The sequence below is a fragment of the bacterium genome (assembly GCA_030685015.1).
Taxonomy (GTDB): Bacteria; CAIWAD01; CAIWAD01; order CAIWAD01; family CAIWAD01; genus CAIWAD01.
Map to the genome: position 1 here is coordinate 1 of JAUXWS010000044.1, position 23,206 is coordinate 23,206.

Annotated in this window: 18 protein-coding genes; 6 read left to right on the forward strand and 12 right to left on the reverse strand. The window is 66.5% G+C overall.

Features of this window, described 5'->3' with window-relative positions; translation table 11 throughout:
- Positions 1-36 precede the first annotated feature (36 nt).
- The 4 genes from Q8O14_05845 to Q8O14_05860 form a co-directional block, all read right to left on the reverse strand.
- Positions 37-747 carry a hypothetical protein gene (locus Q8O14_05845; GenBank protein MDP2360258.1) on the reverse strand — a complete coding sequence of 237 codons (711 nt, stop codon included), beginning with the start codon at positions 745-747 and terminating at the stop codon, positions 37-39.
- A complete protein-coding gene (locus Q8O14_05850; GenBank protein MDP2360259.1) occupies positions 744-1,634 on the reverse strand; it encodes a PD-(D/E)XK nuclease family protein in 891 nt (296 codons plus the stop codon). Before Q8O14_05850 ends, Q8O14_05845 begins: the two co-directional genes overlap by 4 nt.
- 2 nt (positions 1,635-1,636) lie before the next feature.
- Positions 1,637-2,410, reverse strand: a complete 774-nt coding sequence (locus tag Q8O14_05855) for a DUF932 domain-containing protein (GenBank protein ID MDP2360260.1) — start codon at positions 2,408-2,410, stop codon at positions 1,637-1,639.
- 257 nt (positions 2,411-2,667) lie between these two features.
- Positions 2,668-2,940 carry a hypothetical protein gene (locus Q8O14_05860; protein ID MDP2360261.1) on the reverse strand — a complete coding sequence of 91 codons (273 nt, stop codon included), beginning with the start codon at positions 2,938-2,940 and terminating at the stop codon, positions 2,668-2,670.
- 456 nt (positions 2,941-3,396) lie between these two features.
- Between Q8O14_05860 and msrA the strand changes: the two genes are divergently transcribed.
- On the forward strand, positions 3,397-3,963 hold the full coding sequence (gene msrA, locus Q8O14_05865; GenBank protein MDP2360262.1) for a peptide-methionine (S)-S-oxide reductase MsrA: 567 nt from the start codon (positions 3,397-3,399) through the stop codon (positions 3,961-3,963).
- Positions 3,964-3,989: 26 nt separating this feature from the next.
- On the opposite strand, the gene Q8O14_05870 is transcribed toward msrA, so the two are convergent.
- Both Q8O14_05870 and Q8O14_05875 read right to left on the reverse strand, forming a co-directional pair.
- The gene (locus Q8O14_05870) at positions 3,990-5,168 is read right to left on the reverse strand and encodes an ATP-binding protein (protein ID MDP2360263.1); all 1,179 of its coding nucleotides are present in this window, start codon (positions 5,166-5,168) and stop codon (positions 3,990-3,992) included.
- Positions 5,169-5,462: 294 nt separating this feature from the next.
- Positions 5,463-7,088 carry an endonuclease gene (locus tag Q8O14_05875; GenBank protein ID MDP2360264.1) on the reverse strand — a complete coding sequence of 542 codons (1,626 nt, stop codon included), beginning with the start codon at positions 7,086-7,088 and terminating at the stop codon, positions 5,463-5,465.
- Positions 7,089-7,267: 179 nt separating this feature from the next.
- On the opposite strand from Q8O14_05875, the gene Q8O14_05880 reads away from it, so the two are divergent.
- Complete coding sequence (locus Q8O14_05880; protein MDP2360265.1) at positions 7,268-9,463, forward strand: patatin-like phospholipase family protein; 2,196 nt, start codon at positions 7,268-7,270, stop codon at positions 9,461-9,463.
- 277 nt (positions 9,464-9,740) lie between these two features.
- Here the strand turns inward: Q8O14_05880 and Q8O14_05885 are convergent, their stop codons facing one another.
- Positions 9,741-10,217, reverse strand: a complete 477-nt coding sequence (locus Q8O14_05885; GenBank protein MDP2360266.1) for a PadR family transcriptional regulator — start codon at positions 10,215-10,217, stop codon at positions 9,741-9,743.
- A gap of 142 nt (positions 10,218-10,359) precedes the next feature.
- Here Q8O14_05885 and Q8O14_05890 point away from each other — a divergent pair, with 142 nt between their 5' ends.
- Both Q8O14_05890 and Q8O14_05895 read left to right on the forward strand, forming a co-directional pair.
- The gene (locus Q8O14_05890; GenBank protein MDP2360267.1) at positions 10,360-11,748 is read left to right on the forward strand and encodes a T9SS type A sorting domain-containing protein; all 1,389 of its coding nucleotides are present in this window, start codon (positions 10,360-10,362) and stop codon (positions 11,746-11,748) included.
- Between the two features lie 10 nt (positions 11,749-11,758).
- Positions 11,759-11,989 (forward strand): DsrE family protein, encoded by a 231-nt coding sequence (locus Q8O14_05895; GenBank protein ID MDP2360268.1) that lies wholly within the window; start codon positions 11,759-11,761, stop codon positions 11,987-11,989.
- 228 nt (positions 11,990-12,217) lie between these two features.
- On the opposite strand, the gene Q8O14_05900 is transcribed toward Q8O14_05895, so the two are convergent.
- The 5 genes from Q8O14_05900 to Q8O14_05920 form a co-directional block, all read right to left on the reverse strand.
- A complete protein-coding gene (locus tag Q8O14_05900; protein MDP2360269.1) occupies positions 12,218-13,552 on the reverse strand; it encodes a transglutaminase-like domain-containing protein in 1,335 nt (444 codons plus the stop codon).
- Between the two features lie 25 nt (positions 13,553-13,577).
- Complete coding sequence (locus Q8O14_05905; GenBank protein MDP2360270.1) at positions 13,578-14,081, reverse strand: hypothetical protein; 504 nt, start codon at positions 14,079-14,081, stop codon at positions 13,578-13,580.
- A 202-nt stretch (positions 14,082-14,283) separates the two neighbouring features.
- Complete coding sequence (locus Q8O14_05910) at positions 14,284-15,645, reverse strand: hypothetical protein (GenBank protein MDP2360271.1); 1,362 nt, start codon at positions 15,643-15,645, stop codon at positions 14,284-14,286.
- 97 nt (positions 15,646-15,742) lie between these two features.
- Positions 15,743-16,504: an acyl-CoA dehydratase activase gene (locus Q8O14_05915; GenBank protein MDP2360272.1), complete on the reverse strand. Its 762-nt coding sequence runs from the start codon at positions 16,502-16,504 to the stop codon at positions 15,743-15,745.
- Complete coding sequence (locus tag Q8O14_05920; protein MDP2360273.1) at positions 16,504-17,784, reverse strand: double-cubane-cluster-containing anaerobic reductase; 1,281 nt, start codon at positions 17,782-17,784, stop codon at positions 16,504-16,506. The genes Q8O14_05915 and Q8O14_05920 overlap by 1 nt, the downstream gene beginning before the upstream one ends.
- A gap of 558 nt (positions 17,785-18,342) precedes the next feature.
- On the opposite strand from Q8O14_05920, the gene Q8O14_05925 reads away from it, so the two are divergent.
- Entirely contained in the window at positions 18,343-20,319 is a 1,977-nt protein-coding gene (locus tag Q8O14_05925) for an ABC transporter substrate-binding protein (GenBank protein ID MDP2360274.1), read from the forward strand.
- 364 nt (positions 20,320-20,683) lie between these two features.
- Positions 20,684-23,179 (forward strand): trypsin-like peptidase domain-containing protein, encoded by a 2,496-nt coding sequence (locus Q8O14_05930; protein MDP2360275.1) that lies wholly within the window; start codon positions 20,684-20,686, stop codon positions 23,177-23,179.
- Positions 23,180-23,206 lie beyond the last annotated feature (27 nt).

Here is a 23,206-nt window from a genome sequence, read left to right on the forward strand (position 1 = left end):
AGGTCCACCAGCAGATCCCCCCAGTCGATTCCGCGCTTACGCCTCTGCATGGCCGGCATCTCCCGGATCTTGGTAGTCGTCTTTGACGACCGTGGCAAGAACATCGTGGTAGGACTCCCGCACTGCCTTCACCTGCACCAGCTCGTTCTGGGTGATCAGGCGGTCCACCGTCATCAGCACCTCGGCATAGCGATAGGGCGGGCGCTGGATGTCCTTCAATTCGAAGCGCGTGCGCACGGCCAGGTAAGGCACCTTGGACCGCGCCAGGCGCTGCACATAGCGATGCCACTGTTTGATGCTGGTGGGCGACAGGGGAAAGACCCACAGGGCAGGCTCCCCATCTTCTCCAGGCGCCAATACCAATAGGCGCACCTTGGGCTTGCAGCGGCTGCCGAAGCCACTCAGGGGACATTGCTCACAGGCCGTGGCTTGGGGCGTGTCCACGGTGGGCTGGCCATTCACAGCGGCGCAAACCGGCAGGGTGCCCCCTTCCTCAAACACGGCGCGGATGTGCTGGTGGGCGACCACGATTCCCGACAACTGGTTGCCTACCAGAGGCACCACCAGGCCTTCGTCCTCGATGGTCGGCCCCAGATCCAGGAACAGGCGATGCTGGCCACTGGGACTGTGTTCCACGCGCACGCGGGGCAAGGGCATGTGTACGCCTTCGGTCATGCGATCCAGTTCGGCCTGCAGATCGATGTCCAGGGCGGGCAGGCATTCGCTGATGTGGGCAGGGCTGTTCATGCGACTTCCTCCAGTTGTGATACAAGGGATTCCAGGCGGGCCATGGGCAGGCGGGCGTCTTGGGTCGCGCCACGACAGGCGTCGGCGAAGGCGCAGACACCACACTTCATGGGATCCGGCGAGCGTGGATAGCACCCTGCCTTCATCATCCGTGACACATGGGCCACGTCCTGTTTCATGGCCTTCAGTTGGTCCAGGTTGCGGGTGGTGCTGATGCGGGGATCCCCGCGCTCTTCCCCGGCGGACTTGCCGCCTGTGGCCCGCTTGTAGGGGATGTGGTGACGCAGGAAGTAGAGGGTCAAGCGATCCGGCAGGATGCGTGGTTGCAGCAGCTTGCCGTCCACCAGCAGAGTGCCGTGGAGCAAGGCGTAGGCGTAGATGGACAGTTGGTAGTCCAGGTCCACATAGGCCTGGGGCGGTGCGGTCTTGCCGCTCTTGAAGTCCACCAGCTCCAGCGTGCCGTCCGGGTGCTGGCGCAGCTGGTCCAAGGTTCCCGTCAGCTGATGCCGTCCCATCCTCACCGTGAATTGGGCCTCGGCCATCAGGATCTTGCAGTCCCGGTTGTAGGCCTTGCTGCGGTAGCCCTCCAGCATGGCCACCGCGTCGGACAGATACTGGTCGCGCTCTTCGGATTCATCCTTCCAGCGCACGGGCAGCGTGTCGTTTTGTCCGTTTGTCACTTCGTGCTGGAAGGCCAGCAGGTAGGCTGCCTGCAGATCCATATCCCAGTCGCCTTCGTGCAGGCGCTTGATCAGCCTATGGAGCACAGTCCCGTGCATCGCGGCGGGGTGTCGGAATGTCCGTTTGTCCGGTTCGGCGCTCTGCAGGAAGTGCTGGTAGGGACAGCGCAGGTAGCTGTAGATGGTGGATTGGCGTAGGGCTTCCATGGTCAACCCCTCGCGTGGTCAAGGAAGTACTGCGTGACACGCCGGTTGGTGTGCTCGGCGCCGAAGGACTCCTGCCTGGTCAACACGTGGGTGAAGGCGTTGTAGAGATCCCAGGCGCGGCTGCCTTCCAGTTCCATGAAGACATCGGACACCAGTGGGCGCGGGATCTCCAGGTCGCTGAAGACGCGCTGGATCCCCGCGATGGAGAGCTTCTGCCGGGTCATGGTCTGGAACTTGGGCGCGAGCAGGTGGATGTTCTGGGACAACTGCTGGAGCCGCTCCACGGCCTGCTCCACTTCGCAGTCGAAGACCTCGCCATGGGCCTGGTTATGCTTGAAGCGGAACCCACCCAGCAACTGGTCGACCACCATGCCGTTGGAACAGACCAGGCGCTGCATGTTGAAGGCGACGCCGAATCTGGCCGAGCCGTCGTAGGAATTCCAGGCGTCCAAGGTCAGGGCGACGATGTCACCGGGTTGGGTCTCGAAGGTGTGCTGCCCCAGCACCCACCGCTGGCGGAAGCGTCGTCCATCGAACAAGGTCTTGCCCCGTGAGGCTTCCAGAGCGCCTTCCGCCAGGATTCGCTCCGCCGTCTCCACCACACGGGAGTTCTCCACTAGGTTGTAGTCGTCGGACACGATGCCCGCTTCCTCATGGGCACCCTGCGGATCCAGCACGATGGCGTAGCGGCTGGACTGCACACCGGCTGGGGTGAATAGGGGCACACGTTGGATAGGCACAAAGGGGTCGTTGACCGTCAGGGTTCGCGGTCTCATGGTTCGTTCCTTTCGGGTTGAACAGGGTTGGTTTCTTTGTACCTGTTCTTATACCGGTAAATGAACGAGAAATGCGGCTACGTATGGTGACTTGGGCAAGCCAAGTGGCTTAGGTTGGTTAGCCTAGGTTGACTACTTGCCGAAAGTGGAGGAAGTGTCAGAGGTCCTGAAACAAAGTGACTTGGCATGGATAGACAAAAAAGAGCCCCCCAACCACGAGGGAAGGGGGGCAAAGTATCATGACAGCCAAGCTATTCTCAGTCTTGTTGATCTCTTGAACGCTGGAAGTAATCCTTGTTCGTCGGGATCTCCTTGCCAAAGAACTTCAACAGATTTCGGGCTTGGTTTCCCCTTACCACATCACTTCGAAGAGCTTCCACATCGATAGGGAAGCGCCCTGCATCCTCAAGGGCCTTCATAGCCTCTGGATCAGCAGGTTCGAGAAGAACGACCTTCTTCGTTCCATGGAAGAAGTCCTTACCCGCCTTCCGGAATTCCGGAAGTACATTCGTCTCGTGAACAGTGATCATTGCACACCTCAACTTAGAAACAAAGCCTAGCACCTTGCCAGGTCAAAGCTCCTCGTTACCGAATGAACTCTGTCCCGTTAAAGCGAAGATCTTCAGCTTGTTCCCCGTTTGGTGGGCCTGACTCCACCTTCACTGGCTGTCAATGAACCGTCTTAATGGGGCGCCCAATATAACGCGTGGGGCGCATTATGCAAGACCGTTTTCCGGCTGTAGTGTGGATTTCGGAAATATTTTTCTGCAAAGCTAGGTGATCGGAATTTCATGCCCTGTCTTTCGGCGCTTTAGCGTCTGAGCAGATGCGTGAGATTGCGATCTTCCACCCCAAGACTGGGCGGCCACGATCAGAAACGGCAAGAGGATCCCAAAATGTTAGCTTTGGAGAGACGGTCTACTTTTGCCGAAATGGTGAAATACTTTTGCATTTTGCTACTTTTCAGCATGGGTTGTGAGGGGAAAATGAAGCCAGAAGCTGTTGATGTAAAAAGGAATTACGAGTTGGCCACTTTCGCCGGCGGCTGCTTCTGGTGCATGGAGCCGCCCTTCGAGCAGCTGGAGGGCGTGCTGGCCGTGACCAGCGGCTACATGGGCGGCCGCGGGGCGGAGCCCAGCTACGAAGAGGTGTGCTCCGGGGAGACGGGGCATCTGGAAGTGGTGCAGGTGGCCTTCGACAGCAGCAAGGTCACCTTTGAGACGTTGCTGGAGGTCTTCTGGCGCAACATCGACCCCACCGACGCCTGGGGCCAGTTCGCCGACAAGGGCAGCCAGTACCGCACGGCCATTTTCTGCCACACGCCGGAGCAGCGCGCCGCCGCGCAGGCCAGCAAGGAGGCCCTGGCCGCCTCCGGCACCTTCGAGCGCCCCATCGTCACGGAGATCCGCGACGCCATGGCGTTCCATCCCGCCGAGGATGTCCACCAGGACTACCACAAGAAGCAGCCCCTGCGCTACCAGGGCTACAAGGAGGCCTCGGGGCGGGCGGGCTTCCTGCGGCGGATGTGGGGGAAGGAAAGCGGCGCTCCATAGGCGGCAGCGTCCCATGATCACCTGGATCAGGCGCGTGGAGCCTCTGCCAACACGTCACCCAGCTGCCGCACATGGATGGCCCGGGCGCCGAAGGCGGATTCCAGGTTCTCCCCCGCATACACGATCCAACGGTGGCGGGCCTCGCGGCCCGTGGCTTTCTCGAAGGCCGCGAATCCCCTGGTGAACTCCTGGTGGAGGGTGCGGGAGGATTTGATCTCCACCAGGAGGGGGCCATCAGGGGAGTCCGCCACCAGATCCACCTCGTGACCCGCATGGTCGCGATAGAAACTCAGATTGCTGCGCAACCCACGGTTGTGGCGGGCCTTGATGCACTCAGCGACCACCATGTTCTCGAAGAGCGCGCCGGCCAGGGGGTGGCTGACCAGTTGCCGCGCCTCCTCCACTCCCAGCAGGAAGGCCGCCAGGCCCACATCGTGAAAATAGAGCTTGGGCGATTTCACCAAACGCTTGCCCAGGTTGGCATGCCATGGCGGCAGTAGGAAGACCACGTAGGCCGCCTCCAGCACACTCAGCCACTCCCGCAGGGTGGAGGCGGCCACTCCCACCTCGCCGGCCAGGGCGTTCAGGTTGAGCAGTTGACCCACCCGGCCGGCGCACAGGGTCAGGAAGCGCTGGAAGTGGGACAGCAGGCGGATCTCACCCTGCAAACGCACATCGCGCTCCAGGTAGGTTTGGATGTACGCGGCGTGCGCGGCGTAGGCCGGCAACTTGGCGGCGTGGACGCGGGGATAGAAGCCGGTGAAGAGCAGGTCCTCGATGCCCGGCATCAGTCCGGCAGCGGAGAGTTCGGCCAGGCTGAGGGGGAGCAGGTGCAGCAATGCCGTGCGTCCCGCCAAGGATTGGGACAGCGCCTGGCGCAGGCCCACCTGCTCGCTGCCCGTGAGCAGGAAGCGTCCGGGCCGCCCGTCTGCATCCACCAGCACCTGCACGGTGTTGAGCAGATCCGGCGCCCGCTGGATCTCGTCCAGCAACATGCCCTCCGGAAAGCGGGCGAAGAAGCCCCGGGGATCGGCCAGAGCCTGGGCCCGCACCTGGGGCTCCTCCAGATTGACGTGGGCCAGCTGGGGAAAGCAGTGGCGGGCCATGGTGGTCTTGCCCGATTGACGTGGACCAGTCAGGGTCAGTACGGGAAAAGATGCGGCCAGTTCCCGGGCCACGACTCCCATTTGGCGCTCGATGTACATGACAGACATCCTATTGTGAAATTCATCGATAGTATCGACAAATTTCACAATAAGGGCAATGGGGCCACCCTTGTTTTCTTGGACATTTGTAAGGAACCGACCGGGAAAGGCGATGCAGAGCTCTCTTGCGGTGTGGCCGACCAGCGGTCAATGACAGCTGGTATCCTTGGCCTGCTGCCCGACAGGCGCCAAGGCGGGCCCGGCCACTCGGTCAGATCAATCCCGTCCCCAACAACGGCGCGCCCCTCAGGCGCCGCACCTGGCAATAGTCACCTTTAGCCCGATCGGGCAGGCTCAGCGAAGTAAAGTGAGGGGCAAGGTCTCCCGCCGCGCGCCGTCCTCCACCGTCAGCCAGTAGCGGCCGCTGGGCCGCCCGCCCAGATCCAGGGGCAGCGTGGCGCGGCCGGCGGGCAGGCTGTCGCTCCGCTCCAGGACCAGGGCGCCCCGCGCGTCGAACAGGCGCAGGGCCAGCTCGGCCGGACGGTCCAACTCGAGCGTCACCTGGGTGGTGGGGTTGAAGGGGTTGGGCGCGATGGCCGCCAGGCGCCAGCCGCCGGGCCGCGCGGGCGGCAGGGGCAGCGCCGTCTCCGTGCCCGTCCCGCCCACCGCCACCTGGCGCAGCGAGCCGTTCTGGGCGTTGGTGCTGATGGTAAGGAGCAGGTCCTGCGTCCCGGCCGCCTGCGGATGGAAGGCGAGGCGGGTCCGGCCCAGGCGGCCGGCGGCGATGGCGGCGGGCGCCTCCACCACGGAGAAGTCGGCCGGGGAGGAGCTTTGCAGGTAGCCGACGAGGAGGGTCTGGTTGCCCGCGTTGAGCAGGGGCAGGTCCAGCCAGATGGTGTCGCCCGGCGCGGCGGCCAGCCAGAGGCTGTCCGTGGGCAGGACCAGGAGGCGCGTGGGCGCCGGGTCGGCGCTGCCGGCCAGGGAGGCGATGCGCGCCAGCCAGCCCATGTGGTCGATGAAGGGGTTGCGGTTGTGCTGCACGGCCTCGATGCCGTCGTTGCGCTCCAACTCCTTCTGGCTGACCGTGTCGGCCAGGGCCCAGGCCCGCAGGGTCGGCTCCTGGTAGGTAAGGAAACTGGAAAGGTTGCCGTAGCGCAGGGCGAAGTAGAAGAGGGCGCGCGCCCCGTCCCCCTTGTGCTGGTCGCGGGGCTCGAAGACGGTCACGCCGTTGGCGTCGGTCCCGCGCAGGCTGCCCCCCTGGCTCCAGTTGGCGGTCACCACGTCGCCGAAGGGCAGGTTGCCGCGGATGGAGTTGGGCGAGTTGAGCGTGGGAAAGAGATGGTGCAGGTCGCTGCGGGCCGTGCCCTCGGCGCCCATGCTCTGCGGCCAGGTGTGTTCCGTGTTCATGATGTTGGCGTCGGGGATGCCGGTGGTGGCCACCCAGGTCCCCGTGTAGACGCACTGCACTTGGCCGTCCACGTTGTCGATGCTGCCGAACATCTGCTGGCGGGCCCCCGTGTAGCCCAGGTCGGTGTGCCCCGCGACCTGCGTCTGCAGGTAGCTCTTCAGGGCCGTGCCCCACAGGTTGGCCGCCCCCGTCCAGTCGGGATGGGCGTGGCGCGGTTGGGCCGCCAGCGCCAGCTGGGGCAGGCCGCCCACCGCCGGGGCGCGCAGGACGAGGGCCTCCTCGAGGTCGAGATCGTCCCGCAAATCAAGACGCAGGACGACCAGGCTGCTGTCGCCGCTTGCCAGCTGGCCGGGCAGATCCAGCGCCAGGACGCGACCGGTCAGGCCGGCGAGGCCGTCCAGGTCGACCATGCCGTCGTGGTCGTTGACCAGCCAGACGGCCGTGTCCACCACGGCCAGGTGGCGCGGGCCCAGGTCGAGGGCGGGCGGGTTGAAGCGCAGCGCCTCCTGGGGAAGCTGCGGCTGGGCGAGGGCGGCCAGGGGCCACCAAAGAAGCAGAAAGAGGCGGCGCATCGTTCGTACCTTTTTTCGTGAAGCGGACGATCAACATAGCGCTTGCCCTTTGGCTGGCCGCGACCGGCACCCTCCAGGCCCAGGCGGTCGACCCCGTGGTGACAGCGGCCGCCCGGTTGACAGGGACTGCCACATCGGCGGGGAAGCAGACCACGTCACAAGAACAAACCGAGGACACCGTGGCCACCACCGCCGGCACGCCTCCCCGCGTGGCCCTGGTGCTGGCGGGGGGCGGTTCGCGGGGGCTGGCCCACATCGGCGCCATCCGCCGGCTGGAGGAGCTGGGCGTGCCGGTGGACATCGTCTGCGGCACCAGCATGGGTGCCCTTGTGGGCGGCTTGTGGAGCCTGGGCTGGAGCGGCGTCGAGCTGGACAGCCTGGCCCGGCGGATCGATTGGGCCGGCACCTTCACCGACCGGCCGGCCCACAATCGGCTGATCGGCAACGCGCGCTTCCTCAACCGCCCCGAGGGCTTGCGTCTGGAATTGAAAAGCGGCCAACTCAAGCCGCCCGGCCAGCTCTTCCGCGGCAACAAGGCGGAGTTGCTCCTCAGCGACCTGACCCAGGGCGTCCACGGCGAGATCGACTTCCTCGCCCTGCCCCGGTCCTTCGCCTGCACCGCCACGGACCTGGAGTGCGGCGCACCCGTCCATCTGTCGCGCGGCTCCCTGCCCCAGGCCCTGCGCGCCTCCATGAGCCTGCCCTCCATCTTCGAGCCGGTGGAGATCGAAGGACGGGTGCTGGTGGACGGCGGCCTGACGCAGAACCTGCCCACCGACCTGGCGCTGCGCCTGGGTGCCGGCCTGATCGTGGCGGTGGATCTGCCCGTGCACTTGCGGCCGCTTAGGGAATTGGACAATCTGGTGGCCGTGGCCGACCAGTCCCGGCAGATTCTCACGCTGGTCCAGGAACGGCAGGCCGCCCAGCTGGCGGACCTGGTCATCTCCCCGGACGTGTCGCGCTTCGGGCTGGTCGATTTCGAGCAGGTGGGCCTGCTCATGGAGCTGGGCTATCAGGCAGTCCTGGCCGTGGAGCCGGAGCTGATCGCCCTGCTCACCTCCCGCGGCGTGCAGTTGCACGGGAAGACACCCCCCGTCCGGCTTGCACTACCCGATTCGCTCTGGCTGGCCAGCCTGCGGGTGGAGGGCAGCTCCACCGTGAGCCTGGAGCAGGCGGAGCGACTGCTGGGACTGAAGCGCGGCGACACCTTCAGCCCGCGGGAGGTGTCGCGGCGTGTGCGCGATTTCATTTCCTCCAGGTTGGCCCAGCGCGCCGGCTACGAGATCACGCTGGAGGACCCCGACATCCGCCCGCACCACGGGCAATGCGCCCCGGCGGCTCTGCTGTTGCAGGTGGACGGCCCCAGCCAGTCCTGGCTGGAGCTTCGACCAGGCTACAACGAGCACGACCAGGTGTGGCTGGAGGTGGGCATGGACTGGGATCGCCCGCGCGGCCCCGGCTCCCTGCTCCGGTTGAATGGACGCTTCGGCGGGTTGACGGAGCTTGGCCTGGACTACTGGCGCAGCAGCTTTCTCAACTCCGGCCTCTATCACCATCCCCACGCCCGCTACTCCAATGCGGCGGTGAAGCTGAGGGGGAAGGACAGCCGGCCGGTGGCCAGCTATGATCTGGAACAGGCCGGTGTGGGTCTCGGCAGCGGTGTGGTGCTGCGCCGCGGCACCCGCCTGGAGGGAAGCCTGTCCACCGTGTGGGCGCGGGCCACGCCGGAGATCGCCGACACCACCTGGGTGAGGGTCCGCGAGCGGGCCCACGTGGCCGGCCTCTCCCTGGAGGTGGACACGCGCAACAGCCTGGACCATCCCACCCACGGGTTCATCATGACCTCCCGCGCCCAGCTCTACCAGCCTCCGGACCTCGAACGGGAGCGTTACGCGCGGGCTTCCATCATGGCTCGGGTCTGGCACTCGGCGGTCTGGCACACGCTGACCCGGCGGTTGGAGTCCAGTTCCACCGCCGCCCGGGAGGCGGGCACCATTCCCTACCGGGCCGGCCTCATCACCCTGGAGAGCGGCCTGCAGGCGGGCTTCGACCTCAAGGGCGAGCTGCCGCCCCCCTTCTACTTTCCCATGGGGGGCTGGCCCCAGACACCGGGCATGTCACGCGACGAGCGTTGGGCGCCGCGCCTGGCCTCCGGCTGGCTGGGTTTGCGCGTCTGGCTGAATCGCTCCCTGAGCGTCATGCCGGTGGCGGCGGTGGCCCGCAGCGAGCGGGATCTGGCGCTGGGGGGCCGCCAGGACGAGGTGGGTTTGGGCATGGAAGTGGCGCTGCGCACCCTGCTGGGGCCGCTGCGTCTGGCGGCGGGCACTCGACCGGGCAAGACCTGGGAGATCTACCTGCGCCTGGGATGGGAATAGGCGGCAGTCCGCCAATCCGGCAACTAATCCGACACCTTTCCGGCTGCCAGGGCGCAACCCAGCGCCGCCACATGCTGGGGATTGGGATGTGCGCCCCAGGGCCAGGCCGCCCGCCGCCCGCTCGTGCTCCAGGCAGCGGTTGAGGGCGCCGCAACGAGCTGGGACTGGGCATGGAAGTGGCGCTGCGCACCCTGTTGGGGCCGCTGCGCCTGGCGGCGGGGACGAGACCGGGCAAGGCCTGGGTGATCCATCTCAGCTTCGGCTGGGAGTGACCATCTCATGCAGAACCATGGGGTTCCTTCAGGTCGTCCTCCTCACCCAGCACAACTTCCCGATAGAGCTCGGTGATCTGTTCCCGCAGGACCTCCAGCACCGCGCGACCGTCCTCGGTGATCCCATAGGTGCGCGGTCCGTGCTTCATGTCATCCTGATGTGTCACGGACAGCCAGCCACGGCGCACCATGCGGGCCAGCATGGGGTACAAGGTCCCAGGACTGATCTCATAGCCGTGGCGGCGCAGCTCCAGGATCATCCATTGGCCGACCACACCCTCCCGTTCGGCATGATGCAGGATGTGGGCTTTCCAGAAGGCCAGCAGGATTTCGCGGTCTAGTCCAGGAATTGTCATGGAATTACGGTCTTCGTTATCGAAATTAATAACAGGTTTGGCCAGGGGCCGACGGCCACGCACAGGGAGCCGGAGGACGAGGACAGCTTCGCAAACAAGGGTTTGATTGCCAATGGATTCAAGCAAACAATGCCACCCCCTACTTTCGTGCAGAGTGATTAGTCGATTCAAAGTTCATGAAATGAACTACCACTTATTGATCGCATATCAAGCGATTGACATTGGAGTCGCCCAACAACCTATAACATCATCCATGTCTGGAGGCCCCATGAAACGATTCGCCCTGCTTGTCCTGGTCTGCGCGTCCGCCGCCACGGCCCAGACCTATGTGGGGGACGCCATCTGCGGCGCCTGCCACGCCAACAACCCGTACACGGGATTCTTCGAGGGATACCGCAACAGCGGCCATCCCTGGAAGATCTTCCGCACCCAGGGCGGCGTACCCGCCGCCAACACGTGGCCGCATACACCGGTGCCACCGCTGCCCTCGTCGGTCAACGGATCGCCCGTGACCTGGAGCGACGTCGAGTATGTCATCGGCAACTACTTCTGGAAAACCCGTTACATGAACCGCGATGGCTACATCATGACGGGCGTGACGGGCGAGACCACCCAATGGAATCCCCAGAATGAGACGTGGTCGCCCTACAATCCGGGCACGGCGGGCACCTTCGATTGCGGCAGCTGCCACACCACGGGCTACAACGTGAACGGGCCCAGCCAGCACGGCCTGCCCGGCATCGTCGGTTCCTGGGCCCAGGACGGCATCCGCTGTGAGGCCTGCCATGGCCCGGGCAGCTCCCATATCTCCAATCCGGGGGCCAATCCCATGCCGGGCGGTCAGGAATGCGCGGCCTGCCATTATCGGGACGCCAGCTTCCGCATGCCCTGGGGTGGCGGCTTCATGAAGCACCATCAGCAGTCGGAGGAGATGGCGCACTCCCCCCATGCCGACGCCATGACCTGCGCCTCTTGCCACAATCCGCACAAGTCCACGGTCTACAACGACGGCGGCATGACCACGTCCTGCACGGACTGCCACACGGGCAACTACTTGGTGGCCGGCATGGAAAGCGTGGCCTGCATCGATTGCCACATGCCGCTCCTGGGCAAAAGCGCCATCTCCACGGGCCAGTATGTGGGCGACGTGCGCAGCCACCTCTTCTCCATCATGACGGAGCCCATCGCCGCCACCAACAACACCTACACCGAGGGCAGCAACACCTTCTGGAACCAGGATGTCGACGGCAAGGCCCATGCCACCTTGGATTACGCCTGCCTGGGTTGCCATCTGGGCTTTGGCGACAATCTGACCTTGGAGCAGGCCGCGGCCTTCGCCACGAACATCCACCAGAACCATGCGTCCGCATTGGGGGACGCGCCCCGGCGTCCGGCCAGCCTGCGCCTCACCAGTCTCTTTCCCAATCCGTTCAACCCCACGAGTACGGTGCGCTTCGAAACCGACCTGCCCTACATCGTGCGGGCCGTCATCTTCGACCTGGCAGGAAGTCGGGTGAAGGAGGTCCACACCGGTCCCATGCGCGCCGGTGTCCATGAATTGAGCCTCGACGCCGGCGACCTGGCCAGCGGCACTTATCTGCTGCGCCTCACGGCGGGCAACGAGGCGATCACCGAGCGATTCACCGTCCTGAAGTAAGAGCCGCACCATGAAGAACTGGCTGATCATCCTGAACGAGGGGCCCTACGGCACAGAACGTACCTACAACGGCCTGCGCCTGGCCATGGCGTTGCAAAAGCGGAGTGATTGCCAGGTGAAGCTCTTCCTGATGGGGGACGCCGTGGCTTGTGCCGTCAAAGGGCAGACAACGCCGCAAGGGTGGTACAACGTGGAGCGGATGTTGACGTCCATTGTCCGCAAGGGCGCCGCCGCCACCTGAGGCAGCTGCGCTGCGGCCCGCGGGTTCGGGCCCACCCAACTGATCGAAGGCGTGGAGCCAGGCAGCATGGAACTTCTGGCGGAATGGGCCGCCACCGCCGATCAGGTGGCAACCTTCTGACCAGTGGATGCTCCTCCGGGGGCCCGACATCACCACACATCCGAAGGGGGAAGCTCGGCACGTGCGAGCTTCCTCCTTCTTGCTGGTGGAGCCAGGGTGCGCGGCGGTTCAGGACCCCGGCACGCCGGGCAATCGGCGGAAAAAGAAGCGGGTGACGGCCTCACGAGCATGCCCGCCCTCCTCCAACAGGGCATAGGCCAGGAAATTCACGGGGCCGGCCGCGGGTCCCGGCTCCACCACCAGGTCGCGCCCGGCGCTCAGTTCGAAGCGGTTGGCGGGCTGGTGGCCGAAGTAGTAGGTGGCAAGGCGCGAGTACTTGTCCGCCTCGCTGATGTCAACCGGCCACCACTTGCCGTCGGCATGGAACTCCGCCCAGCAGTGGTATCCGTCCACTCCCCCGTCGTCCCGCTCCGCGGGGAGCGCCGCCCCGATGGCGAAGCGCGCCGGGATGCCCAGGGCGCGCGCCAGCGCGATGAAATAGGAATGGAAGTCCGTGCAGTTGCCTTGACCGATGGAACAGGCGTTGAGGGCGTCGCCCCGCCCCCAGCCTTGACCGAAGCGGGCGTAGCGCAGGTTCTCAATGACGTGGTCGTACAGGGCGCGGGCGCGCATCAGGTCGGAGGACAACCCCGCGGTCACCTGGCAGGCGGTCTGCTGGAACAGGGTGTCCGCCGGCACCAGGCGTTCCGGCGCCAGGAAATCCTCCACTGGTCCGGACGAGGGATAGGGCCCCGTCTCGCGGCGCTGGACCCGGTAGGTCAGCTCGATGACCGCCCCGCCCTCCCCAGGTCCGGGCTGGAAATGCAAGAGGCGGTTTCCATGGCGCTCGTCCCGCAGCTCCGCCGCCGGCACCGGGGAGGAGAGGCCGGCCAGTTCCACCTGCTGGAATTGGTCGGAGGTGGCCAGGGGCAGCCACAGATCAGCGGGACCGGCCAACACCGGCAGGGTGACCTGGTAGGTGAACTCGAAACGGTCCTCGCCCGTGACCACGCCCAGTTCGCGATCGGAGGCGGCCTCCACGGAAATGCGTCGCCAGGTGTCGTCCGGCTGGCGCTGCCAGGCGTAGTAGGGCTGGCCGTTGAGCTTGTGCACGCTCTGTTCGCCCACCACCAGGGCGCCGGCCTCCTCCTCCAGGAAGAAGTCCACGTCGTAGACGGCTCCGTCCGTGTCCACCAGGTCCACGCAGGCGAACTGGCGCCCGTCCCCCAGATCGGCCAGGTACTCCAGGTGGACCCGGACCAGCGCCAGGTGCAGGGTCTGGCCCTCGTGGTCCAGCCGGTAGAGTCCTCCGTCGGCACGGGATTTGGCCTCGATGTGGGCCGTGATGGCCGCGGCGATGCGTTCGACGGGAACCAGGGCTACGGCCTTAAGCTCCTCCGCCCCGCCCGCCATCGGCACGATGGCCGCCCAGACGGCAAGCAGGACAATGCCCCAGGTCTTCATCCTTGGGCTCCCTGTCCACTGGGCATCAGTGGCCTGGATGCTCAGGATGATCGGCCTTGCGCGGGTGGTCCGGATGCTCGCTCTTGCCCGGGTGTTCCGCGGGCCTGGCGGCCTTGTCCTGCGGCCGGCCCGCGGTCACTTCGAAGATGTGGTGCTTGCGGAAGACCATTCCCTTCAGGGTCAGCGTCTCACCGTCGTGCCCATTGATGTAAGGCCGCGCCTCGTCCGTGTCCAGGTAGCTCAGTAGGACACCATCCAAGCCGGGCACCGGCTTGCCGTCCACCTCGACCTTGCTGACGAGGAGGGCGTGCCGGTTGCCAAAGGCGGAACAGGGCAGGCCGGAGTCCTTCTTCAGCTCCACGCCCAGACAGACATTCTTGCCTGTGACGGTGGCCTGGAGGACGTCTGCGGACACTCCCGCCGCGACGGGTGCGGCCTTGGCGGCAGCTTGCTCCGGATGCTCGGTGGCGGCAGGACTCCCCCCCAGGCCGAGGAGGAGCACCAGCAGGAAGGACAGGGTGGACTTCATGACAACTTCCTTTCCAAAAGGTGATGGTCAGCAGCTCCCCAATTCCAACAACGGTGACACGGCTGCTGACGGTGAGACAGAACCGGCTGCGGGTTGATCCAACAGGCGGGCGGGCGGCAGCCAGCCCCTTCCGGCTTCAGCTAATAAAGTGAGTCATTCCATACTTTGCTGCAAGCAGCTGCCGACAAATGTGACTGCCCGGTCACGGGATCCAACTGAAGGGCAAGGATCGCACCGGGCCGGCCGCTTCCACCCTCAGGAAGTAGCGCCCGGCGGGAAGGCCCTCCAACACAAGCTCCATTCGATCCAGCCCGGCTGGAAGATGCCAACGCCGCAGCTCCTGCCCCGCCAGGTTGTACAGGCGCAGGGGGGAAGCTTCCGTGGTGGATGGCCTCAATTCCAGGCGCAGGCCCATCGTCGTCGCGACCAGATTCCCCAGGGCGGGTGGCCGGGGGGTGGCCGGGGCGACCGCACTTGCTTCCGGTGCGGTGCCGATGATAAAGGCCGTGCGGCTGGGCATGCAGAACCCGGCCATGAAAAAGGAGCCGTCCACGGCGGGAGCCAGGCCCCAGGCCATGTCGAATCCGCACACGTCGTAGCCCGCGCGCCACAGCTCCTCCCCCTGGTCGTCCACCCGCAGCAAGAGGTTGGCCAGGTTGCCGGCGGCTGTCTGCCAGCGGCCGGTGAGGGCCAGGCCGCCATCCGGACAACGGCGGAGGTCGCGGGCCAGCATGTCCCGTTCGCGGGTGCCGAAGTAGCGGTGCGTCATGTCCTGGCTGTTGGTGCCCAACCACAACGGCAGGTAGGCGAACTGGAATTCGCCGGTGACGGCCAGGCGGCCGTCCGTCAAGGGTTCCAGGGCGAACATCTGGGCGTCATAGGGCTGGAAGAGATCCAGCAGCCCGCCCGCGGGGTCGAACCAGGCCAGCACGGCGTAGCGGCTGGTCCATTCATGGGAATCGTGGAAGGTCTGGCCACATGCCACGATGCGTCCGTCCGCCAGCTCCTCCACGTCGTAGAACACGTCGTCGTAGCCGGGGAAGAACTCGAATTCGCGGGTCCACAAGGTGTCCCCTTCCTCGTTCAGGCGCGCCAGCAGGGCCTGATGGTTGCGCTCCCCCGCCACCACCCAGCCGCCCATGGCCAAGGGAGCCAGGGCGTGGAGGGCTCCCGCGCCGCCCCAATCCGGTTCGCTCGACCAAAGGACGGCGCCGGCTTCATCCACTTTCATCAGCAAGGGGCGCGTCAGGTCCCCGCGATTGGCCTCACCAGCCAGCAGGAATCCGTCCGCCGCCGTCCGTGCGGCATGGAATCGGCTGCGCGGCAGAGTGTCCATCCACATCCAGGTCGCCTGGTCGGCTCCCGGCGACAACAGGAGCACCTGGGCACGGCGTTCCGTGTCGGGACCCGCATCACCCCAGGCGAGCAGGCCCCCGCTCGCCGGCAGCAGCCCATGGAATTCAGCGAACCCGGGCAGGGGAGTCGCCACCCAGTCCAGGGGCGGCCCCTGCTGTGCCCGGGCGGCATGTCCGGCCGCCAGGATGATCAAGAGAAGCAGTCGCAAAGTCACTCCGATCTTGGAGTGGGAATTAGCAGGATTGGCGGGCAATTGGCAAGCGCAAAAGGCGGGGACGAGACCGGGCAAGACAGGGAGATCTATCTCAGCTTCGGCTGGGAACAGGCTTCGCCCCGGCGGCCAGGGCGCAGCCCAGGGCCGCCACATGCTGGGGATGGGCTGCTCGCACCAGGGCCAAGCCGCCCGCCGCCAGCTCGTGCTCCAGGCAGCGGTTGAGGGCCCCGCCCCCCGTGAAGAGGACGGGACCCTCCAGGGCCAGGCCTCGCACCTGAGCGAGGATGCGCTGCGCCACGCTGCGGTGGATGCCCCGGGCCAGGCGGTCCCGCCCGGCGCCACGCCCGATGAGGGAGACCGCCTCCGACTCGGCGAAGACGGCGCAAAGACTGCTCAATTGCTCCGCCCCGTCGGCGGCCAGGGCCGTGGCCACGAACTCCTCCAGGCGCAGGCCCATGGCCGTTGCCATCACTTCGAGGAAGCGTCCCGTCCCGGCGGCGCAGCGGTCGTTCATGGCGAACTTCCGCATCTTCCCGCCGCCGTCCAGGCTGAGGGCCTTGGTGTCCTGGCCGCCCACGTCCACCACGCCGCGCACCTCCGGGTGCAGGCGGACAGCGCCCAGGGCAACGGCCTTCAGCTCCGTGATGGCCGGACAAGCGTAGTGACGGGCGCCCAGGTGGCGCCCGTAGCCCGTCACCGCCATCGCGTCCCACTGCTCGCCCTCCAGCAAGCCGGCGCAAACCTGCAGGGGATCCCATCCGCCGGGCGCCGTCTTCAGCAGGGGCGGCCCGCCATCCTCCACCAGGGCGACCTTGATCGCCCGCGAGCCCATGTCCAGGCCCAGGGTCCGCATCAATCGGCCAGTCGCTCGAGGAAGGCCTCCACCCGCGTCGCCAACTGGCCGGCGTCCTCCGGGCTGTAATCGGTGTCGATGCGCAGGACGGGCAGCCCCTCGCCCTCGAGAACGGGCTCCACCTGCAGGGCCTCGAACTGGTAGGGCTGGCAGAAGGGCAGGGCGAAGTGGATGACGCCGTCCACCCGCTGGTTGGCGGACATCTCGCGGATGTGTTCGAGGCGGCCGGGGTTGGGCGTGAAGATGGCGCAGTCGATGCCCAGATAGCGGTCCGTCAGGGCGTCAAGCTGGGCCTCCACCGTGGTCGCGGACGGCTCCACCAGGTTGCGCAGGCCGCGCGCCCCGATGCAGGACTCCTCCCCCACGATGACGGCGCCCGCCTCTTCCACGATGCGGGGCAGTTTCCAGTTGGGCACGGCCATGGGGCAACCGCTCATGAGCAGACGCGGGCGGCGTCCTTCATGGATGCCCTGGCCGGCGGCGACGCGGCTCTCCAGTTCGTCGCAGAGGGCGTTGACACTGGCCGTGAAGCGGACCGGGTCGTCATAGAAGGAGATCTGCTGGATGAGCAGGGCGTCCAGGCCGCTGATGGGGGCGGGCTCGGCGCCGCGCAGCTGTTGCAGGCGGGCCAGGGCCCGGCGCTTGGCATTGACCACCTCGATGGCGGCGCCCAGGCTCTCTTCTGTGATGGAGCGGCCGCCCAGGGCCTCGAAGCGCCGCCGGAGCAGGACGTACTGCTCGCGCAGCAGAGTGCGGCCGGCCTCGTTCTTGACCTGTGGCATGTCCATCACGTGCAGGTCGTTGACAAAACGACCGAAGCTCTCCCAGGCCTTTTTCTTGCCGTCGCAGGTGTTCTCCCCCACCACCAGGTCGCTGGCGGCCAGGTAGGGGCAGACACGGGCCGAGGCGAAGCCGAAGGCGCCCTTGATCAGGGCGCAGGTGGTGCGCGGCAGCAGGGCGTCCACCTCTGGCGTGGACCACTCGGCGCCGGCACAGAGCCCCACGCAGATGCCGCCCGCGGCCAGGACCAGCTCCTCCGGCACGAAGGTGCAGAAGGTGCCGACGACGAAGCCGCCCTGCGCCTTGTGGTCAAGCAGCTCGCGGATGCGCAGGCCGTGCACCTCGCTCATGACGATATTGAAACAGTCCATGCCCCGGGGCCGCCTGGGCTGGCTCAGGAAGACCTCGGCGTAGAGCGGGCCCAGCACGCCGAGGAGGGCGTCGTGCGCCTCCAGGTCCAGGCCCAGTTCCTGCCACATGGGATGATAGTCGACGGACATGATGCCTCCTTGCGACGCTCCCGCGCCGCAGGGGGCGGGAAGGGTCAGGGTTGGGGTGGGGTCGAACTCGCCGCCTTGGCCCGGCCTCAGGTGTGGCCGGCGGGCAGCAGCTTCTGGTTGGGATGCCGGTTCATGGAATACATGGATGCACCTTTTGGACGGGGCAAGTAAGGAGATTGTTAAGGAAGAGACAAGGCTTGCCCGCCCTCATTTTCGCCTGTCCCTGGCACAAGTCTGGGGCAAATGGCAAGCTGCATCGCACAGAGACAAGAGCAGCGGCTTTGATCGTCACAAGCAGCGGGAGCCTGGATGCGCATGCACCCTGTATTCAATGGCACTGGATGGCAGACAGCTAGCAGCCTGTCGGACTTGGCCACTTGGCGGTCTTCATCGCCCCAATCGGTCCGGATTTTCCGCAAGTTTCTTGAACAGACCACCAGCATGCCCTGCGAAACTTCCGAAAAACCGGCCACGATTTGGGCGCGAATCCCATCCAAGGCCCAAGCCCGACAGGCTGCTAGGGCGGCCGACGCCGGCTCCCGGCCCGTCCGGAGGCGGATGCCGTGGCGCGTCTGGCGGCCTTTCCCCTGGCTGATGATCCCCCTGCTGGCCGCTTGCCAGAAGGGAGGCGGCCGCTTCGACACGGGGGAGATCCTGCCGCTGCTCGAGGGTGTGGAGGCCAAGGCCCACTGGCGGCAGGCCGGCTACGCGGTGGAGGACCATCCGGCCGGCGCCCTGCCCGAGGTACCTGCCTGGATGGGCGGCGCCGGCTTCGAGGCTGTGGCCGACAGCCTGGGCTGGGAGACGCGCGTGGACTTTCCCCTGGACACGGACTCCTCGGCCCTGGCCGGCGGGCGCATCCGCATCGCCATCACCGAGTACCCGGCCACCCTGCGCAGCGAGGGCAAGGACTCCCACACCGCCTTCCAGCAGATGATGAACCAGGCCTGCTACGAGACCCTTCTCCGCGTCAATACCACCGACCTGGACTACCAGCCGGAGCTGGCCACCCACTGGAAAGTGGTCTTTCCTCCCGAGGGCGGACAGGAGTTGTGGTTCCGGATCAACCCGGAGGCCCGGTGGCAGACGGGACAGCGTGTCACGGCGGCGGACGTGGCGGCCACCTGGCGCCTCAAGGTGGACGACGGCCTGCTGCGCCTGGGGGATGCCGTGGTCTACCGCGAGTTCACGGCGCCCGAGGCGGTGGGCCCTTACCTGGTGAAGACCGGCACGGCCAAGCGCAGTTGGCGCCTCATGATGGAGTTCGCCACCGAGATGCGCGTCTATCCGGCCCACATCATCGGCGGACTCACCGGCAAGCAGTACATGGAGCGTTTCCAAAACCATCCGCTGCCGGGCTCGGGACGCTATCTGATCCGCGAGGAGGATGTGCGGCAGGGCAACAGCCTCATCCTTACCCGGGACGCCGGCTACTGGGACCGCGCCAACCCCCGCAAGCGTGGCGAATGGAATTTCTACCAGATCAAGTTCGTGGCCATCGCCGAGGACAACCTGGCCCGTGAAATGACAAAGAAGGGCATGCTGGACCTGCTGCTCGTCTCGGAGGCCAAGTACTGGGTGCGCGAGCTGGTGCCGGAGAAGGTGATGCAACTGGAGCGGGGCTGGCTGGTGAAGCGGAAGATCTTCAACGACCAGCCCAACGGCCTGCAGGGTTTCGTCCTCAACACCCGCGAGGAGCCCTTCCACGACATCCGGTTGCGGCGGGCCTTCTCCCTGCTGATGGATCGCCAGGCGCTCATCGACAAGCTCTTCTACCAGCAGTACCTGCACAACGACAGCTACTACCCGGGCGGCATCTACGAGAACCCGGACAATCCCAAGGTGAGGCATGATCCCCGCGAGGCCATCCGCCTGCTCGAGGCGGCCGGCTACAAGCGCCTGGACCGGGACGGCGTCCGCATGAACGAGACGGGCCAGCGACTGGATTTCGAGCTGATGAGTCCGGAGGCGGCGGCCAGCGAGCGGCTCCTCACGGTGATCCAGGAGCAGCTCCAGAGGGGCGGCGTGCGCCTCTCGCTCAAACCCACGACCTTCACGACGCGGGTCAAGATGCTCAATGACCGCAAGTTCAAGCTCTACTACGGCGCCTGGACGGGCAGCCTCTTTCCCGACCCGCGCTCCTCCTGGCACGGCGAGTTCGCCATCGGGCCGGACACGGGCAATCATCCCGGGGTGATGGATCCCGTCATCGACAGCCTGTGCACGGCCTACGACATCTGCTACGATCAGGCGGAGCGGGTCCGCCAGGTCCAGGCCATCGATCGCCGGCTGATGGAAGGCTACTACGTGGCCCACGCCTGGTACGGGCCCTATGAGCGGCTCCTCTACTGGAACAAGTTCGGCATGCCGCCCCGCGTGCTGTCACGCACCTATGACTACCGGGATCTCATCCGCCTGTGGTGGTACGATCCGGTCCGGCATCGGGAGCTGAGGGAGGCGATTGTGGCGGACCGAGGCCTGCCTCTCCTGCCGGAAGAGGTCCATGGCTGGGATGAGATGAGGGATGCGCATTAGGGTGAGGCGATGCCCGCGGGCAGGTCGTGATTCATACTCTTTTTCCCGCGCCCCACCCACCTCCCCCCACCCGCCCTTCGAAGGGGCGTCATGGGGTGCGCGGCGCCAAACTGGAAACGGATTATTCAGGTTCCCGCCTTTTCGGCCCCCGCCGTCGGTTTTCTCATCATGCCGGCCCAGGGGCTGGACACGGCGTTCCCATCGCCTGTCGATCCACCCCCACCTGTGAGACCACCCGCACACCGCCACCCCGCCAGACGCCCTTGGCGGGCACTCCTCATCCCGCGTCGCCCTGTGATTTGGTAAGATTCCCCGTCGCCGCCCTGCTTGCGGGCGCGCCACCCACCCCGGAGCGGAGTCCGTCATGAAACACATGACCCTCAAATGGCCGAGCACCCAGGCCCTGATCCTTGCCGTGCTCCTGATCCAAGCCCCGCCCCTGCGCGCCCAGATCAGCGCCGGCGGCACGCCGCCCAGCGCAGGGCAGCGGCTGGCGGCCGAAGCACCCACCGTGGTCCTGCCCGCCCCCGACCACGAGCTGCTGCTGGCCGAGGACGAAGGAGAGCCCAAGGACCTGCCCCTGCGCTTCGGCACCCCGCTGGAGGTGCAACTTGACCTGCGTCAGGCGGGGAGGGCGGAGGATCTGCCCGACGGCGGCCGGCTCTGGCGCTTGCGCATCCACAGCCCGGGGGCCCGCTCGCTCAATCTGCTCTACGACGACTTCTCCCTCCCGCCCGGCGCCCGCCTCTTCCTTTACAATGACGACCGCAGCCTGACCATCGGCGCTTTCACCGAACTCAACAACATGCCCGACGGCAGCTTCGCCACCCAGCCCCTCTCCGGGGACGCGATCACGCTGGAGTATGAAGAGCCGGCGGGCGCCGCCTGGCCGGGCCGCGTGCGGGCCAGCCGCGTCGTGCACGCCTATCGCAACATCTTCGGATGGCCGGAAGCGGACCGCGACTACGGCGACAGCGGCGCCTGCAACAACAACGTGCGCTGCCCGGAGGGCAATCCCTGGGCGGCCGAGATCCGCTCCGTGGCCATGATCCTCACCGGGGGCGGCTACCGCATCTGCAGCGGCGCCTTGGTCAACAACGCGGCCCAGGACCAGACCCAGTACTTCCTCACGGCCAACCACTGCCTGGGCGGCGAGACGAACTGGATCTTCATGTTCAACTACCAAAGCCCGGGCTGCTTCAACCAGAACGGCATCACCCTGGACACGGTCCAGGGCTCCATCCGCCGCGCCAACAACGCCGACTCCGACGTTGCGCTGCTGCAATTGACGGAGGCCATCCCCCCCAGCTACGGGGTGGTCTTCGCCGGCTGGAGCCGGGTGGATGTCGCCCCCACGGCGGGTGTCTGCATCCACCATCCCAATGGCGACATCAAGAAGATCTCCTTCGAGAACAACGCCCTGGTCTCGGACCGCTACCTGGGCAACCAGGGCGTGGTGGACAGCCACTGGAAGGTGATCAACTGGGACGACGGCACGACCGAGCCGGGCAGCTCGGGCAGCCCCGTCTTCGACCCCAACCACCGCATCGTGGGGCAGTTGCACGGCGGTTATGCCAGTTGCAGCAGCCCCACCCCCGACTGGTTCGGCAAGTTCTCCATGAGCTGGGGCCGCGGCAGCAGCCCCTCCACCCGGCTGCGGGACTGGCTGGATCCCCTCAACTCCCAGTTGACGACGCTCAACGCCCTGGATCCGCAGAACGTGACGCCCCTGGCCTTCGCCGGGTTGAACGTGCTGTCCAGCAGCGACGGCGACCTGGTGCCGGAACCAGGGGAGACGGTGGAGCTGGCGGTGCTCCTGCTCAACCAGGTGGCCAGTCCCTTGAACGGTGTCACAGGGACACTGACGAGCAACACCCCCTGGCTCGGCATCAGCCAGGGGACGGCCTCCTGGCCCACCCTGCCCGCCGGGCAAAGCGAGGCCAACCTGACGCCCTTCGTCCTGCAGGTGGACGCCCAGGCGCCCCCGGCCGGCCTCGCCACCCTCAGCCTGGCCGTGGGCAACGGCAGTTTCACGACCACCCTGGGCCTGGGCCTGGACATCGGCCAGCGCCTTGTCTACTGGCAGGACGACGTGGAGGCGGGGGACAACGGCTGGACGCACGGGGCGCCGGCCGGCTGGAGCGACGCCTGGCATCGCGGGACGCAGGACAGCCACAGCCCGGACCACAGCTGGAAGTGCGGAGCCCCGGGCGCGGGAGACTACCCGGTGCTGCTCGACGCCCGCCTGGACTCGCCCCCCCTCACCCTCTGGCCCTACAGTCGCCTGCGCTTCTGGCACCGCATCCAGGCCTCGGTCTCCTCCGTCTTCCCCGATTCGGCCTACGATTCGGGCATCCTCGAGCTGTCCGCCGACAACGGGACCACCTGGACGCAGCTGATGCCGGAGACGGGATACAGCCACGTGGTGCGCTGGCGCGGCCCGGACAGCCAGCCGGGCACCCAGCCGCTACCTCCCTTCAGCCCCTGCTGGTCGGGCACCCTGCCCTGGCAGGAGGTCCGCACCGACCTGTCGGCCTGGGGCGGCCAGACGGTCCGCCTGCGCCTGCGCTTCGGCAGCGACGCCAACGGCGGTTCGCTGGGCTGGTTCGTGGACGACCTTCTGCTCGAGGGCCTGGATCCCACCCCGCCACCGGTCACGGACCTCTCCATCCATTTGGCCGGCAACGGCATGCTGCAGCTTTCGTGGAGCGCCGTGTCCGGCGCGACCCGCTACCGGGTGGAGCGCCGGGCGGGCGGGGCGGCCCCCTGGCAGCCCTGGGTGGAGGTGGCGGAACCGGGGCTGATGGTGGTGTCGACGCCGGGCATGCACTTCTTCCGGGTGATCGCCTTGGCTTGGTGATGAAAATCCGAACAATGTGCGGCCCGG